Annotated in this window: 13 protein-coding genes and 2 pseudogenes; 6 read left to right on the forward strand and 9 right to left on the reverse strand. The window is 63.1% G+C overall.

The window, feature by feature from the left end:
• Together VNW74_RS13275 and VNW74_RS13280 are read right to left on the reverse strand one after the other, a co-directional pair.
• Positions 1-327, reverse strand: a 327-nt coding sequence (locus tag VNW74_RS13275; protein WP_325677489.1) for a DUF3556 domain-containing protein, incomplete at its 3' end; no start/stop codon positions are given.
• Between the two features lie 145 nt (positions 328-472).
• Positions 473-1,708, reverse strand: a complete 1,236-nt coding sequence (locus VNW74_RS13280; protein ID WP_325677491.1) for a helix-turn-helix domain-containing protein — start codon at positions 1,706-1,708, stop codon at positions 473-475.
• Positions 1,709-1,796: 88 nt separating this feature from the next.
• On the opposite strand from VNW74_RS13280, the gene VNW74_RS13285 reads away from it, so the two are divergent.
• From VNW74_RS13285 to VNW74_RS13300, 4 genes are all read left to right on the forward strand, one after another.
• Positions 1,797-2,888, forward strand: a complete 1,092-nt coding sequence (locus VNW74_RS13285; RefSeq protein WP_325677493.1) for a ferredoxin reductase — start codon at positions 1,797-1,799, stop codon at positions 2,886-2,888.
• Between the two features lie 10 nt (positions 2,889-2,898).
• Positions 2,899-4,071: an acyl-CoA desaturase gene (locus tag VNW74_RS13290; protein ID WP_325677494.1), complete on the forward strand. Its 1,173-nt coding sequence runs from the start codon at positions 2,899-2,901 to the stop codon at positions 4,069-4,071.
• 192 nt (positions 4,072-4,263) lie between these two features.
• Positions 4,264-4,443 carry a DUF6131 family protein gene (locus VNW74_RS13295; RefSeq protein WP_325677496.1) on the forward strand — a complete coding sequence of 60 codons (180 nt, stop codon included), beginning with the start codon at positions 4,264-4,266 and terminating at the stop codon, positions 4,441-4,443.
• Positions 4,444-4,591: 148 nt separating this feature from the next.
• Positions 4,592-5,041, forward strand: a complete 450-nt coding sequence (locus VNW74_RS13300; protein WP_325677498.1) for a hypothetical protein — start codon at positions 4,592-4,594, stop codon at positions 5,039-5,041.
• Positions 5,042-5,179: 138 nt separating this feature from the next.
• On the opposite strand, the pseudogene VNW74_RS13305 reads toward VNW74_RS13300, so the two are convergent.
• Positions 5,180-5,371: pseudogene (locus VNW74_RS13305) on the reverse strand (catalase); the annotation flags it as partial.
• Between the two features lie 63 nt (positions 5,372-5,434).
• Here VNW74_RS13305 and VNW74_RS13310 point away from each other — a divergent pair.
• Positions 5,435-6,622, forward strand: a complete 1,188-nt coding sequence (locus tag VNW74_RS13310; protein WP_325677500.1) for an AI-2E family transporter — start codon at positions 5,435-5,437, stop codon at positions 6,620-6,622.
• A 14-nt stretch (positions 6,623-6,636) separates the two neighbouring features.
• Here the strand turns inward: VNW74_RS13310 and VNW74_RS13315 are convergent, their stop codons facing one another.
• The 3 genes from VNW74_RS13315 to VNW74_RS13325 form a co-directional block, all read right to left on the reverse strand.
• Positions 6,637-7,875, reverse strand: a complete 1,239-nt coding sequence (locus VNW74_RS13315) for an acyl-CoA desaturase (RefSeq protein WP_325677502.1) — start codon at positions 7,873-7,875, stop codon at positions 6,637-6,639.
• A 468-nt stretch (positions 7,876-8,343) separates the two neighbouring features.
• Complete coding sequence (locus VNW74_RS13320) at positions 8,344-9,213, reverse strand: LLM class F420-dependent oxidoreductase (RefSeq protein WP_325677504.1); 870 nt, start codon at positions 9,211-9,213, stop codon at positions 8,344-8,346.
• Positions 9,214-9,234: 21 nt separating this feature from the next.
• Positions 9,235-9,591, reverse strand: coding sequence for a DUF488 domain-containing protein (locus VNW74_RS13325; RefSeq protein WP_325677506.1), 357 nt, complete (start codon positions 9,589-9,591; stop codon positions 9,235-9,237).
• Between the two features lie 188 nt (positions 9,592-9,779).
• Between VNW74_RS13325 and VNW74_RS13330 the strand changes: the two genes are divergently transcribed.
• Complete coding sequence (locus VNW74_RS13330; RefSeq protein ID WP_325677508.1) at positions 9,780-11,318, forward strand: flavin-containing monooxygenase; 1,539 nt, start codon at positions 9,780-9,782, stop codon at positions 11,316-11,318.
• Between the two features lie 42 nt (positions 11,319-11,360).
• On the opposite strand, the gene VNW74_RS13335 is transcribed toward VNW74_RS13330, so the two are convergent.
• The 3 genes and pseudogenes from VNW74_RS13335 to VNW74_RS13340 all read right to left on the reverse strand — a co-directional run bounded on the left by VNW74_RS13335 (position 11,361) and on the right by VNW74_RS13340 (position 14,016).
• The gene (locus VNW74_RS13335) at positions 11,361-12,713 is read right to left on the reverse strand and encodes an adenylate/guanylate cyclase domain-containing protein (protein ID WP_325677510.1); all 1,353 of its coding nucleotides are present in this window, start codon (positions 12,711-12,713) and stop codon (positions 11,361-11,363) included.
• Positions 12,714-13,255: 542 nt separating this feature from the next.
• Positions 13,256-13,321: pseudogene (locus VNW74_RS31905) on the reverse strand (SHOCT domain-containing protein); the annotation flags it as partial.
• A 35-nt stretch (positions 13,322-13,356) separates the two neighbouring features.
• Positions 13,357-14,016 (reverse strand): cutinase family protein, encoded by a 660-nt coding sequence (locus VNW74_RS13340; RefSeq protein WP_325677512.1) that lies wholly within the window; start codon positions 14,014-14,016, stop codon positions 13,357-13,359.
• Positions 14,017-14,730 lie beyond the last annotated feature (714 nt).

Here is a 14,730-nt window from a genome sequence, read left to right on the forward strand (position 1 = left end):
GCCGGCCAGCGGCCCCCATGACCCGGCGACGCCGATGGTTTCGAGCAGCACCGTCCACAGGATTGCCTTCTGGTAGACGATCGGCTGGTTCCACCACTCCGAAACATGCCAGAACGCCGGCAGTCCGGAGGTCAGCGTGGCAACCACGATGCCGCCCAGCGCATAGAAGAACACGAGCTTCACGATGTAGATCGCGTGCACCATCCGCGGCACGCCGTACCCGTTTTCGACCCAGTTCAGGGTCAGCATCTTCACGCGTTCCAGAAACGGTGCCTTGAGAAAGGCTTCGGGCTCAACCCGGGGGAAGTTCGGCTCGGTGAATCCCATGATCGGCTCCTTATCGATAGTCCAGACTAAGCCTGCGGTTGTATTGCCGTGGCTGATCAGAGGTGAGAATCATGATCTCAACGGGGAGTTCGAATTTCGACAACGATCCGATGAGGTGCTCGTAGCCGCTGTTCCCCCGGTCACCTCATGATGCGGCAGGTGAGCCGATCGTTGTCGGGATGGACAAGGCCACGATGAGTTCAAGGACCGTCTGGGGGTCGTTCAGGCGATCACCGTAGAGCTCGCGGATTTGGGTCATGCGATATCGCACGGTTTGGGCGTGAACGAATAGATCGGCAGCCACCGCATCGCGCTGGCCCTGGTGTAGCAGCCACGATCGCAGTGTTTCCGCGAGCCGTTCGGCGGTGTTGGGACGTAACTGATCGAGCGGTGCGAGCACCTGGTGGCGGAGATCGTCAGCGGCCTCGCGGTCAGCGCCGAGCACGAGTTCGACGAGACGGGTGTCGGTGTCGATCGTGGCGATGTCGTCTCCCGCGAGTTGGAGTTCGCGTGCCTGCAGAACGCGATGATAGGACGACTGTGCCTGAGTCCAGGTGCGGGAAGGACCGACCACTGCCCGGCGATCTTGGAGTTCTCGCAGTAGCCGGGACCGGTTGGGACCGTGCATGTCTGGGATGAGCAGTACGACGACGGACTCTGACGGCTCGATACCGGGCAGGTCGCCACTGAGTTGCAATGTGGACTGCCCGAATCGGGACACCACGCCCAGCGTCTGGGCCGACGGAAGTAGTACCGCGGTGAGGGTGTCCGGTGGGCGCCACTCGGCGCGCTCGGCACTTGCCCGCAGTATCTCGGCAGGCGCCCCGGTGAGGAGGTCCTGCCCGAGGCGGTCAAGATGACGCCGTCGCTCTCGATCCGAGGAGGCCAGCTCATCGGCATGCCCGGAAACGCTCGCCGCGGAGAGCTCATCGATGAATTCGAACACCAATTCGGCGAACCGAGCGATCATCACCGGTGGCAGTCCCCGGTCGACGGCGGTTTCCGATAGCTCACGCCAGGCCACCCGCGCGCCGACGCGGTAGGCGGAGAGCAGCGCGTCGATGGATCGCCCTTGACGTGCCTCGCCGCGCCCGAGTTCGTAGGCGCCTTCGAGCGCACGGGACAACGTCGGGCCGGGATCGGAGTCGTGTGGACGGGCGGCCAGTTGGAGGAAGGCGCCCAGCGCCATCTGGACGGCACCTTCGATCCGCTGGCCCATCCGCCCGCTGAAGGCATCCGCGTAACTGGGCACCTCGACGGTGACGGCGGCCACAGTGTGTTCGGCGACAGCGGGCAGAACGCCCCGCAAAGCGGCCACGACCACGTCATTCAGCACTAAGCCGGTGACCTGTCCGCTGTCAGCTCCTGCAACTTCGTTCATCGAATCTATTCTCTTCGAACAAATCTAGCCTGGTATTTCACCCTCGCTGGCCAAGAGTTTATACCTGGGATCAAGGGATGGTGATCTCATGACAACAACAGCACCCAGCGTCACCGCGATGGGCACGCTGCGCGACAGGTTCCTCCGGCTCGCCGAGCGGATCACCACACCGCTGGTCCCGGCCGACTACCTCGACATCATCGATCCGCTGCGTTCAGGTGCCGACCTGCGCGGCCGGATCGTGGCGATTCACCCCGAAACCTGCGACGCGGCGAGCCTGGTGATCAAGCCGGGCCGTGGCTGGCGCACCCATACACCCGGCCAGTACATCCGCATCGGTGTCGACGTCGACGGCGTGCGTCAGTGGCGCGCTTACTCGCTGACCTCCGATTCCGATCGGGACGACGGCTGCATCGCGATCACCGTCAAGGCCATCCCCGGGGGCAAGGTCTCCAACCACCTCGTGCGCCACGCCACAGTCGGCACCATCGTCCAACTCGACCATGCCGCAGGCGAATTCACCCTGCCCGCCGCCGCGCCACCCAAGATCTTGTTCCTCACCGCGGGCAGCGGCATCACCCCGGTGATGGGAATGCTGCGCAACATGGCCGAGCACATCGACGACGTCATGGTCGTGCACAGCGCCCCCACACCCGACGATGTGATCTTCGGCGGCGAGCTGCGCATGCTGGCAAGCCGGGGCCGAATCCGCTTGATCGAGAAGCACACCGACACCGACGGCATGCTCAGCACCGCCGAACTCGACACACTCGTCGACGACCTCGCCGAGCGCGAGACCTGGGCATGCGGACCTACCGGCATGCTCGACGCCCTCGAGCAGCACTGGGACGACAACGGCATGCCCGAGCGCCTGCACACCGAGCGGTTTCGCCCCACCGTCGTGACCGCCGGTGATGGCGGCACCGTCACCTTTACCAAGTCCGCGACCGTCCTCGACACCCCGGGCGACCAGACACTGCTCGATGCCGGCGAAGCGGCCGGAGTCCTGATGCCGTCGGGATGCCGGATGGGCATCTGCTTCGGCTGCGTGGCACCGCTGCGCCAAGGAGCCGTGCGCGACCTGCGCAACGGCGACATCACCACCGCCGCACCAGGTGACGGCGTCCTGATTCAAACCTGCGTGTCCGCAGCAGCGGGCACCTGCGACATCGACCTCTAAGGGAAATCTCATGACCACTCTGCAACGCCAAGAGCACAATCCGATCGCCCACCTCAGCGCCGAAGACATCGAGAATCTCGGCCGCGAACTCGACGCCATCCGTCAGCAGGTGCTCGACAGCCGCGGCGAGCGCGATGCCGTGTACATCCGCAACGTCATCGACTTTCAGCGCAAACTCGAACTGGCCAGCCGAGGGGTGCTGCTGTTCTCGCTGTTCCCGCCGGCGTGGCTCGTCGGCACAGTCGGGCTGTCGGTCGCCAAGATCGTCGAGAACATGGAGATCGGCCACAACGTCATGCACGGTCAGTGGGACTGGATGCGCGACAACAAGATCCACTCCACTACCTGGGAATGGGACAACGCCTCACCCTCGGACATGTGGAAGCACTCACACAACGAGATTCACCACACCTACACCAACGTGGTCGGCAAGGACGAGGACCTCGGTTACGGCATCATGCGGGTCGATGAAGATCAACGGTGGATGCCCTTCTACCTCGCCCAGCCGCTGTGGAACTTCATCAACGCCTGCTTCTTCCAATACGGAATCGCCGCCTACGACCTCAAAATCGGCAAGTACCTCAAGGGCAAGACGGACAAGGACGAGTTCCGGCGCCAGGGCAGGAACGTGCTCCGCAAGATCCGAAGGCAGATGGCCAAGGACTACGTACTGCACCCCCTGTTGTCCGGACCATCAGCCGTCACCACGCTGACCGCGAACCTGACCGCCAACCTGGTGCGCAATCTCTGGACGCACTCGGTCATCATGTGCGGACACTTCCCCGAAGGCGTACAGACCTACGAGAAGAAGTCGATCGACGGCGAGACCCGCGGCGAATGGTACCTACGACAGATGCTCGGCTCCGCCAACATCAGCGGAAACCGGTTGCTGCACTTCATGACCGGCAATCTGTCCTTCCAGATCGAACATCACCTGTTCCCGGATCTGCCGAGCAACCGCTATCAGGAGATTGCGCCGAAGGTGCAAGACTTATTCGAGCGCTGCGGCCTGACCTACGTCAGCGGTCCGATGGTCAAGCAGGTCGGCTCGGCGTGGAAGAAGGTGTTCCGGCTCTCGCTTCCCAACGACGCCCTCCGCATGGCGGCGGCGGTCAACCCGGCAGCCATTACACAGCTCGTCTTCCGCCCAGGATCGGCCGGTGCCGGCACCAACGCGGCGTAGACCCCAGCAGACCAAGAAATCTACGGCAACTGGCTCGTCACCGTGCGTCGACGATGGCTCTTGAAAGCTCTTACAAATAGGGGAATTGGGGGAAATTGTGATACCTGGCGCTGATGCTGCAGTCCGCAACGCGTTTGACCGCCGACCAATCGGGGTATGTGACCCAGACCACGCAGAAACTAGGTAAACATCATGATCGTTCTCGGAATCGTCCTTATCGTCCTCGGGCTTCTGCTCCCTAGCCTCATCCCTACCTTCGCCTTCGCCCATGTTGTGTTGGTCCTAGGGGTCATCCTCCTCGTCGTCGGCGTGTTACTGGCGCTGATGGGACGAATGGGACACGCCGTCGGCGGTCGCCGCCACTACTACTAACGGCCAGGCGTAACCCGCCGGGTCGACCCCGACAGCTTCAACGTCGCTGCTTTGAGGGTTGCCAGTCCATAACTGCCGCAGCCCAATTCGACCGATTTCAACAACCAACATGCTCAACCAACATGCTCAACCAATCCAAGGAGCCGACATGACTACCAGCACTATCATTTGGATCGTCGTCGTCGTGATCGCGGCAGCGTCGCTCATCGCGGCAATCGCGTGGGTGGCCCGCAATAAACGCACCGAACACCACCGCGTCCAAGCCGGCGACATCCGCGAGAAAGCCGTCGAACAGTCCCACGAGGTCGGGCAACGCGAGGCGCTTGCCGACGAGACCGCGGCCAAGGCCCGCGCGGCACAAGCCGAGGCCGAAGCCATGTCAGCGCGCGCGGCCGGCCTACAACACCAAGCGGAAGCACATCGCACCGACGCGGCTACCTCCCGCAGCGAGCTGAACCGACAATTCGAGCGCGCCGACAAGATCGATCCGGACTCCGACGCCAGCGCCACGGCGCAAGACGATTCCGAAGCCCGCGATACACCCCGAGGGACCCGCGCCGATGAGCAAGGCCAGCCGCCGATGCCCCGAGCCGGGTAGAATCCATCAGCTACAGCCTCTACGGCTTGGCCATGGCGCGATACACCAAAATGTAAGTGGCTCTCGCGGACTCAGCCGCAGTCGGCTTCTGAGCCCTGGCGGGTTAGGCAGTTAGCCCAGTTGCGCTGAGCACTCGACCTTGACCACGAACCCTCGGGTGTCACGGACCGTGTCGGCCGAACCCCGCGAACCCAGCATGGTTGAAAATCGGGTGAAGACATCGATTTTCGTGTCCTTCTTGCCGAGGAATCCGGCTTTGGTGACCGATTTCGCGGTGCTGCGGGACTCGAACACACCGTGCGCGGGCGTGCACGACGCCCGCTCGCAACGTCAGAAACGGGTACTCCAGATTTTGCGGAACCCATTCCGCGGACCGATTAGCGGAGGCGCCAGATGGCTCAAACCGATGACGATCTCATCACCAAGGATCGAGCCACTGAGGCGCATCACGATCTGGTCGCCCAACCTCACCAACAGAAGGGTCCGGTCGCCGAGGCAGAAACTGCGGCGGCCGAAATGAGTTCCGACGCGCAGCCCCTGGGCCGACTGGGTCGGCGCTTCGACCGAGGCTCACCTTTTTTTGTCGGGATGGCGGCGGCCGCCGGTGTCGCGGTCACCTACGGGGTGGTGCGTGTCCTGGGGTCCATGTCCTCGATACTGGTCCTGATCGGTGTGGCGTTCTTTCTCGCACTCGGCCTTGAACCGGCCGCCTCTTGGTTCGTCAAGCGCAAACTGCCGCGATGGGCGGCGATCACGCTGGTGTTCGTTATCTTTCTCGCGTTGCTGGGCGCTTTCGTGGGCGCCGCGATTCCCCCCCTCGTCGAACAAGCCGGTGATCTGATACATCAAGCGCCGCATTACCTTCAGCAGGCGCAGGATCACTCCTCGGCCGTCGGCAGGCTAAACGAGCGTTTCCATCTACAACAGCGGATCACAGACGCCCTCAACGGTTCTGGCGGGTCGCTGCTCAACAATGTGGTCAGTGCAGGAACCGCCGTCTTCGAAGGAGTGGCGGATGTGCTGATCGTCGTGGTCCTGACGGTGTACTTCCTGATCGACATGCCCCGCATCCGCACCACCCTGTACCGGTTGGTGCCACACACCCGACGGCCCCGCGTCATCCTCATCGGCGACGAGGTCTTCGCCAAGGTCGGCGCCTACGTTCTGGGCAATGTGTTGATTTCGATCATTGCCGGGCTCGCCACTTTCATCTGGCTGATGGCCTTCTCAGTTCCCTACCCTCTGCTGCTGGGTATCTTCGTGGCACTGTTGGACTTGGTTCCCGTCGTCGGGTCGACCATCGCCGGTGTCGTCGTCGCCGCTGTCGCACTCACGGTGTCGATCCCGGTGTGCATCACGACCACCGTGTTCTTTGTGGTCTTCCGGCTTGCCGAGGACTACCTCCTGGTGCCCAAGATCATCGGCCGTGCCGTCAAGGTGCCGGCGCTGATCACCGTAGTGGCCGTTTTGATCGGCGGCGCGCTACTCGGGATTGTCGGAGCACTCGTAGCCATCCCGATCGCAGCCGCCCTGCAGCTCCTGACTCAGGAAGTCCTTTTCCCTCGACTCGATAAGGCCTGACGGTCGGTAGCGGGTCATCGAGCACTCGCAACGACTCGCCGGCGCTCCGATGCGTTTCGTTGGTTGAGCCGGATTTTGCGGTCGCGGATCGCGGTGGCCAGTCCGCCTCGACACGGTCGTTTCCCGAGGCCGCGAAATTTCTTCTCGGAGGCGGTTTCGGGGGCGTCATCGGAGGATGCGGCCAGGAACCGGTCCGGCAGAGCCAGTTTGATGATCGTGCGCAGCACCATTAGGTATTGGCGGGCCAGCGGGCCGGTGGTGTAGGGCAGGTCATACTTCGCGCAGACCGCCTGCACCCGCTCGGCGATCTGGGCGCAACGGTTACTGGGCAGATCAGGGTAGAGATGGTGTTCGATCTGATAACAGAGGTTTCCACTCATGAACGCCATCACCGGCCCTGCGCGAAAGTTGGCGCTACCCAACATTTGTCGCAGATACCACTGCGCCTTCGTTTCACCCTCGAGAGCTTCAGGCGTGAATTTCTCAGCTCCGTCGGCGAAGTGGCCACAGCAGATCACCGCGTACGCCCACAGGTTTCGCAGCACGTTGGCGAGCGCGTTACCCAATAGGACACGCCGCCAGCGCCGACCGGCGAGCGCAGGAAAGAGCAAGTAATCTTTACCCGCCTGGCGAGCAATTTTGCGGCGCAGAGCCCGTGTATGAGCAGACTTTTCGGCGTCAGTCTCCGCGCGGTCCTGCTCGGAGTACAGACCATGCAGCGCGATACCCCATTCGAAAACAAGCGCCAGCAATAGATGTCGCAGCGGCTGCAGCAGATTGCTGGGCTTCCACGGTTGGTCACGGGTGACCCGCAGAACGCCGTAACCGAGGTCGTCGTCGACGCCGACGACGTTGGTGAACATGTGATGACGGTAGTTGTGGGAGTATCTCCATTGGGAGGACAGCCCCGCCATGTCCCACTCCCAGGTGGTGGAGTGGATTTCGGGGTCGTTCATCCAATCCCATTGGCCATGGCCGATATTGTGGCCCAGCTCCATATTCTCGATGCTCTTGGCCGCGGCAAGGGCGACTGTTCCCAACGCCCATCCGGTCCTGGTCCGACTGGCGCCGATCACGACACGGGCGGCGAGGTCAAGGCAGCGTTGCACAACGATGGTGCGCTGGATATACGCCCGGTCCTTCGCGCCGAGCGAATCCTCGATGTCAAGACGGATCCCGTCCAATTCGACGGCAAGTGCCTCGATGTCCGCGGCGCTCAGATGGGCATATTCAGCTACCTCAGTGATGGCCATCAATGCCTCACCGGACGATCGACGGACGATAGATGCCCGTATCGCCCCGCGCCGGGGATCTCCGCGGTCACCGAGTCGGGCAAACGTTCGGCCCGGGCGTGGCAGTGCTGCGCGGGCATGGTTTTGTCGGTGGCACCGGGGTGCCTGGTGACGGTCCACTTTGGACGCGTTCGCATCGTGAACTTTCTACAGAGGATCACTGAGATGCCCGGTTGCGAGCGGTCGCTCTCACGCTGTCGCTCCACAGGGACGGCGCTTCCGGGCCGGCTGGACTGTCAACCAAAACCAAGTCTACCGGCGGTTGGCGTCGGGCTCGAGTATGGAAATGGCTGTGCGGCGCAGGCACCGGAAGAATCCCTCGTGGGTTTCGGTCAACGGATGAGCGAAGAACCCGACCGGTACGCTGAGCGCCGCGCTGAGTGTGGCAACAGTCTCTGGGCTGGGCCGCGCGGCCGCTGCACGGGAGCATTAGGTGAGCGCCCTCATCCACTGGTCGGCCAGCGCCGAAACCCACCCGGTGGCGGCCTCGGGGTGGCCCGGTGGCGCCTCCACCAGGACTAATTCGTCGACGCCCAACTCAGCGAGCGCGCCGACGTCACCGATGCTGGGATTGCGCAGCGCCACGGACAGCCGCAAGTCAGCACGGTCACGCCCCGCGGCGGCACACTCCTGCTCCAGCTTGTCGATCCGCTCGCGCACCGCCGCCACGCCGTCGAGGTTGAACCCGTACCAGCCGTCTGCCCATGCCGCTACGCGCCGCAGTGCCGGGTCGCTGTTGCCTCCGACCACAACCGGGATACGATCGCGCACCGGCTTGGGGTTGACCCTGATCGAATCGAACCCGACGAACTTCCCGTCGAACGAGGCAACGTCATCGCGCCACAACGTGCGGATCGCTGCCACGTATTCGGCGGTGCGCGCCGCGCGATGCTCGAACGGCACCCCGAGCGCGGCGAACTCCTCCCTGGACCACCCGACACCCACGCCGAGGGTCAGCCGCCCGCCGCTCAACCGATCCAGGCTGGCGGCTTGCTTGGCTACCACCACCGGATTGTGCTCGGGCAGCAGTAGCACCCCTGTCGCGACGCCGATCCGCGACGAGGCGGCAGCGGCGAAGCTCAACGCAATCATCGGGTCGAGCCAATCTGCCTGTGCCGGAACGGCTATGACGCCGTCGTCGGAATAGGGGTAGCGCGACGCGGATCGATCCACCATGACAACGTGTTCACCCGCCCACAGGGTGGCGAAGCCGCAGCTGTCCGCCGCTGACGCGACCGCGTCGATCACCACCCGGTCGGCGCCGGCCCCGATGCCCAGCGCGTGCAACCCCAGCCGCATCGCACGATAGTCTCACGGCGGTCAGCGGCTTTTGAGGAGCGTCGCCAGGACCGCTGCATGACTGCCGTCCACTTCGCGGGTGGCCGTCACCAGGGTCACGACGCCACGCTTGGTTAGTTTGCGCAGTTCCTCCAGCGCCGGGCCGCCGGCCAGCTCCGCCTCGTAGCGCGCCGCGAATTCGTCAAACCGTTCCGGCTCATGGTGGTACCACTCACGCAGTTCCCTCGACGGCGCGACGTCCCTGCACCAGATGCCCACCCGTGGGTCGTCCTTGCGGAATCCGCGCGGCCAGATGCGATCCACCAGAACCCGCTGGCCGTCCTCGGGGCTGGCTTCGTCGTATACGCGCGCCACCTGGATCCGGCTTTTCGCGCTCACAGCGCGAGCCTAGCGACATCAATGTCGGTCAGTGGATCCTGTTGTACTCGACTTATGTTCGATGAATCCGGAGGGCGAGGTCGAATGGGAAACGATTACCACATGACCTGCGCCTCGTCCGATCGCCTGATCTGCGACGGACGGTCAAAGAGATCGCACCGGGATCCCAGCCATGCGACAGTTCCCCGATGACGAGAACTGTCGCCGTGATCGGGGCTGGACCCGGCGGGCTGGTCGCGGCGCGCTGGCTGCTCTCGCAAGGATTCGAACCGACGATCTTCGAGCAGGGACCGATGCTGGGCGGCCAGTGGACGGGACTCGCTGGCCGGAGCGGCGTTTGGCCGGCTATGCACACTAACACCAGTCGCATCATGACTGCCTTTAGCGACCTGGCGAACGACAGCGACCTCGTCTACCCATCAAACCGCGATATTCTCGACTACTTGCATCGCTATGCCGACACCTTCGGCCTTACGTCGCGCATCCGGTTCGGCAATCGTGTCGAGTTCCTCAGGCGAGACAATGCCGGATGGCTCGTCGGTCACGCCGGCATAGAGGAGAGCTTCGAACGAGTGGTCGTGGCGAGTGGGAGATTCCATGCCCCCGCCATCCCCCCTTTGCCGGGGCTGGACACGTTCGCAGGCTCGGCCGGAGCCATCTCCACCTACCACTACAGAGGGCCCGCTCCATATCAGGGCAAGCGGGTTCTCGTGGCAGGCTGCGCTATCAGCGCCCTCGAGATCGCCGCCGAACTCGCCCAGCTCGGCGCAGCACGCGTTGTGGTAACCCAGCGGCGACAGAGGTACGTCCTACCGAAGTTCGCCGGCGGAGTCCCGTCCGATCACCGGATCTTCACCCGCTACGGAACCCTCGCGAGCGAGACTCTCCCAGCAGCCGAGATCGACCGGCAGCTGAAAGAGATCGTGCTCGAGGCTGGAGGAAGTCCGGAGCAGTACGGCGCACCGGCGCCCGACCCGTCGCTTTTTGCCGCCGGGATCACCCTCAACCAGCAGTACCTGCCGCTCGTGGCCGAGGGGCGAATTACGGTGTGCCCCTGGATGAAATCCATCGCAGGTGCCACCGTGACGTTCGCCGACGGGCATGCCGAGGAATTCGACGGGATTGTGCTCGGCACTGGGTTCGATCTGTGCCTACCGTTTCTGAGTGAAAACATCCGCGTCGTCGTCGACCTCGACGCAGTCCACCTAGACGCCGACCGCTACACGTTCCATCCTGACCTCCCCGGCCTGGCCTTCATGGGCATGTGGGACCAGTCGGGCGGGTACTTTGTGCCGCTGGAACTTCAGGCCAGGTGGATCGCATACACGTGGGGCGGCGCGATCCCGGCGATAACTGAAACCGAACAGCGGCTGTCGATCAACGCTTATCGCTCGAAGCGAGGGACTTCCCAGAAAACTCGGATGAACCTGGTGGCGCTGACCTTCGCTCGAGCCGCCGGGGTCGAGCCGCAGCTAGATAACTGGCCGAACATTCGCCGCGCCCTGCTGTTCGGTCCGCTCGCACCGAGCTGTTTTCGGCTCGAGGGCCCGGACGCGCTGTCCGATGCGCCGGTCCGATTCGAGCGCGACGCCGCCGCCTTCGCCGCCATCACGTCAAACGAGCTGACCGAGCGTGAAAGAAACTACTGGTCGCTCGTCGAAACGGCGGCCTCCGGCCCGACCGGGAGCGATGAAGGAATTGCGGCGACCCGATGTCGAGGTTGGTAAAACAAGCGGCCCGGGCTGCAGTGTGACGACGACCGCTCACTCTCACCGGTCCGACGCCACCACCGGCGCATAAATCTCCACAGGTGCGGTCTTCCCCTTGAGACTGAGTCCTGGCCGCGCGACAAACTCGCCGTGATCTCCGTCAAGCAAGGCAAGCGTCTGACCCGTCAGCAGAACCAAATCGCCCGTCTGACGGGTAGCCGACTCGACCCGCGCCGCGACGTTAACGGCGTCGCCGATCACCGAGAACTCCAGTCGTCCAGCACCGCCAATATTGCCCGCGACAACCGGTCCGGAGTTCAACCCGATCCCCACTGACAGCGTCGTCCCGAACTCGTCGCGCACCGCGTCCGAGATCTGCAACGCGGCTCTCAATGCTCGATCAGCGTGGTCGACGTAGCGCCGCGGCGCTCCGAAAACCGCCAAAAGTCCGTCGCCTGCGTACTTGTCGACGTGTCCGCCGTGCCGGTGAACCAGCGGCACAATCCGTTCAAAGAGCCGGTTGAGAGCCGCCACGACCTCGATCGGACGCAGCCGTTCCGCGAAAGTAGTGAAGCTGCGGACGTCGACGAACATTAACGTGACCTCCACTTCCTCACCCTGCAGAGCGGCGCCTTGCAGGATGTGCTCGGCAACATCGCGGTCAACGTAGATCCCAAACACCTCTCGAATGCGTTCACGCTCAGCCAAACCCGCTGTCATCGCGTTGAAACCGACTTGTAAGCGCCCGATCTCGCTAGCGTCGTCGACGACGACGCGCGCCGCGAAGTCGCCGGCCCGGACCCGAGCAAGCGCGCGGCGCAGTTCCCCCACTCGCTCGGCGACAGACCGCGTAGCGACAACCAGCGTGAACAACCCGACCACGAGCGCTACTACGACGAGACCCAGGATCGCGGCCAACGTTCGATGCGGCTCGAATCCGACGTCCACCAGGTAACCGACCGCCAGCATCGCGACGCCGAGGAGCGGCACCCCCGTCGCCAGCGTCCACGCCATCGCAAGTCTGAGCTGAATACTCGGACCGGAGCGGTGACCGGCCGGACCACCGTCTAGCGCGCGCGCCGACACCGGGCGCATGATCCACTCGGCGATCAGATACCAAATCGCGGTCGTGGTGATGCCGCCTAAGATCACAGCACTGAAGATGTATGCCGCAGCCGAAACCGATTCTGTCGCTCCCAACATCGCGAAGAAAACAGCACCGATACCCCATGTCAGGGCTGAAACGCGAACGGCTTCACCCGGTGCACCGAGGATCATTTGTCGTTCCCAGTCCGTCGGCTTTCGGCGTTGCCGAAGCCAGACGGTGCTCAGCGCGTAACGGTTTCGACGGATGCGCATCAGCACTGGCACGACAACGAACACGAACACAGCCAGCGCCGTCCCACTCCGCAAAAGGAGCCGATCCGTTGCGGCCGGACTCAACAGAATAGGCGCAGCGAAGGACATGAAGACGAAAACCAGTGCGCCTCCGGAGACGCTGACCAACACGGCGCCCCAAATCCAGCGCCTGAAGGTCGCGTACCGCAGAGAGTCAACCGGTGGCTCGACAGAAGCGCGCCCATCCGCCGAGTCCAATCGGGGCGGCGTCGTACCTGCGGACGCTAGGGCCATGCACATGAGCTTGGCCGGCGATCGCGCGACCGCCTAGAGTAGTCGGCTACTCGACTTAAACAGCGAAGCCTTTTCCGCCCGAACTACTCGTTCTCTGTGGAGCTGGCGGGAATGGAACCAGGCTCTCAAAAATCGCATTGAACTGGGAAAACGCCAGATCTGAATACTTCAAACGACGCAAAAGTACGCGAAACGACCCGTGGATGCACCGACGGTGTTGATGGCGTCAACATCCTGCGGCTCGCGAGATTGGGACAAAATAGTCAAGGTCTGTCATCGGCGCCGGACGCGTGCCGCAGTTGCACGATCCGCCAGCTATCGCGTTAGAGTTCCGCCTTCCGCGCCTCAAACTCCTCATCCGAAAGGATGCCTTCGTCTCGGAATTCCGCGAGCTCACCGCGCTCGACACCTCATATTGATCCGTTCAGGTGCCTGCCTTAATGGCGTTGGCCGCGAAATCCGCAGCCTGATCGGTCATTCCGTTGGTCCGGTAGGCGCTGTGAGCAGCGCGACTGAACCCACTCGTCGAACACACAGGATCGCTGGGAGCACAAAGGTCGTCGGTTTTGTCAACGTACAAATGCCCGATCGTGATTGGTGGTGCATTGCGGTCGACGAGATCCAGGAAGCCGTTGGAGGGTTTGCCAAATAGCGCGACGGCCGCGATGTGATTGGCCGTGCTCGGGGGTAGGGGGCCGCTGATTCCGGGCGGTAACGCGTAGCCGTCGGGGACATTGTCTGTGGTGATGTAGGCCGCGATCGCAGCGCCTTGAGAATAACCGCCAACGACGATTTTGGACTGCGGGCAAGCGGCCTCGACGGAGGTGATCTTGTTTGACGCATCAACGACTCCGTCGGCCGCTTTGGCGAAGTCGTACGATGCGGGGTAATTCACTGGATAGATGTCCACGGACCTTCCGGGCAGGCGTGCGGTCAGTGCATCGGTGAAGGCTTGGCCGGTCGCTCCCACACCGGGCGGCTCGTTGGTGCCTCGGGCGAAGACGACTTCCACATCAGAGCAGGCGTCGGCCGCTGCGACATTAGCGGTGATGGCCGGCGCCAATACCGAGGCCGCCGCGAGCATGAATGCGGCGATCTGGCGGCGCAGCGTGCTGGCCGCCGGAAAGCGCCACCGCCTGGCGCCGTTGCCTAACGTTGTCATCGCGATGTGGGCCCTTTCCGTGGGTGGATGGGCGGCGAACGCGGGGCACACGTCGACGGTTCTCGTTCGTCTGCTCCCGCGTTATTCACCCAAGAAGCGGCGCGTTGGCGGCTGAATTCGTTGTTGGAGAATATGTCAGAATCGGGCAGCGAGCGAGTTCGCGAGACACCGCACTATCTCCCCGTCACGGACACTCGTCTCGACCCCGTCTGTTCCAAGGTTGACACGTCAGCGAGATTTATTACTGAGTTATTGCATGATAGATCATTTATTATCAACTAAGCCACAATGCTATCATCATCGGTGATATGGGCCACCGAGCGGCCTCGGCTGTCCGCGCAGTAACTTTTCAGCGGGTACCTGATTAGCCCAGCTACGATGAATCACCTTCAATAGCAGCCTACATCAGCTTCACGGCGACGATTCTGGCGTATCCCAGATGATGCAAGCTCTCAACGGGGCCGGAGGGGCTAGCAGCATTCATGTGCCCTATCTCGTCCAACGAAGTCTCATGATACATCATGTGATGAGGAGATTTTCAATCGCCGAGACCGTTGCCGAGCTGATGTGCGCCAACCTGCAAAAGGACCGACATTGGGACGGAACTACCTCGCATTCCAGACCACTTCCTTGTTG

Source organism: Mycobacterium sp. (assembly GCF_035570115.1).
Lineage (GTDB): Bacteria > Actinomycetota > Actinomycetes > Mycobacteriales > Mycobacteriaceae > Mycobacterium.

Coding starts and splice junctions, on each gene's coding strand:
- VNW74_RS13280 (WP_325677491.1), bottom strand. CDS start 1,708: ATGAACGAAGTTGCAGGAGCTGACAGCGGACAGGTCACCGGCTTAGTG.
- VNW74_RS13285 (WP_325677493.1), top strand. CDS start 1,797: ATGACAACAACAGCACCCAGCGTCACCGCGATGGGCACGCTGCGCGAC.
- VNW74_RS13290 (WP_325677494.1), top strand. CDS start 2,899: ATGACCACTCTGCAACGCCAAGAGCACAATCCGATCGCCCACCTCAGC.
- VNW74_RS13295 (WP_325677496.1), top strand. CDS start 4,264: ATGATCGTTCTCGGAATCGTCCTTATCGTCCTCGGGCTTCTGCTCCCT.
- VNW74_RS13300 (WP_325677498.1), top strand. CDS start 4,592: ATGACTACCAGCACTATCATTTGGATCGTCGTCGTCGTGATCGCGGCA.
- VNW74_RS13310 (WP_325677500.1), top strand. CDS start 5,435: ATGGCTCAAACCGATGACGATCTCATCACCAAGGATCGAGCCACTGAG.
- VNW74_RS13315 (WP_325677502.1), bottom strand. CDS start 7,875: ATGGCCATCACTGAGGTAGCTGAATATGCCCATCTGAGCGCCGCGGAC.
- VNW74_RS13320 (WP_325677504.1), bottom strand. CDS start 9,213: ATGCGGCTGGGGTTGCACGCGCTGGGCATCGGGGCCGGCGCCGACCGG.
- VNW74_RS13330 (WP_325677508.1), top strand. CDS start 9,780: ATGACGAGAACTGTCGCCGTGATCGGGGCTGGACCCGGCGGGCTGGTC.
- VNW74_RS13340 (WP_325677512.1), bottom strand. CDS start 14,016: ATGCTCGCGGCGGCCTCGGTATTGGCGCCGGCCATCACCGCTAATGTC.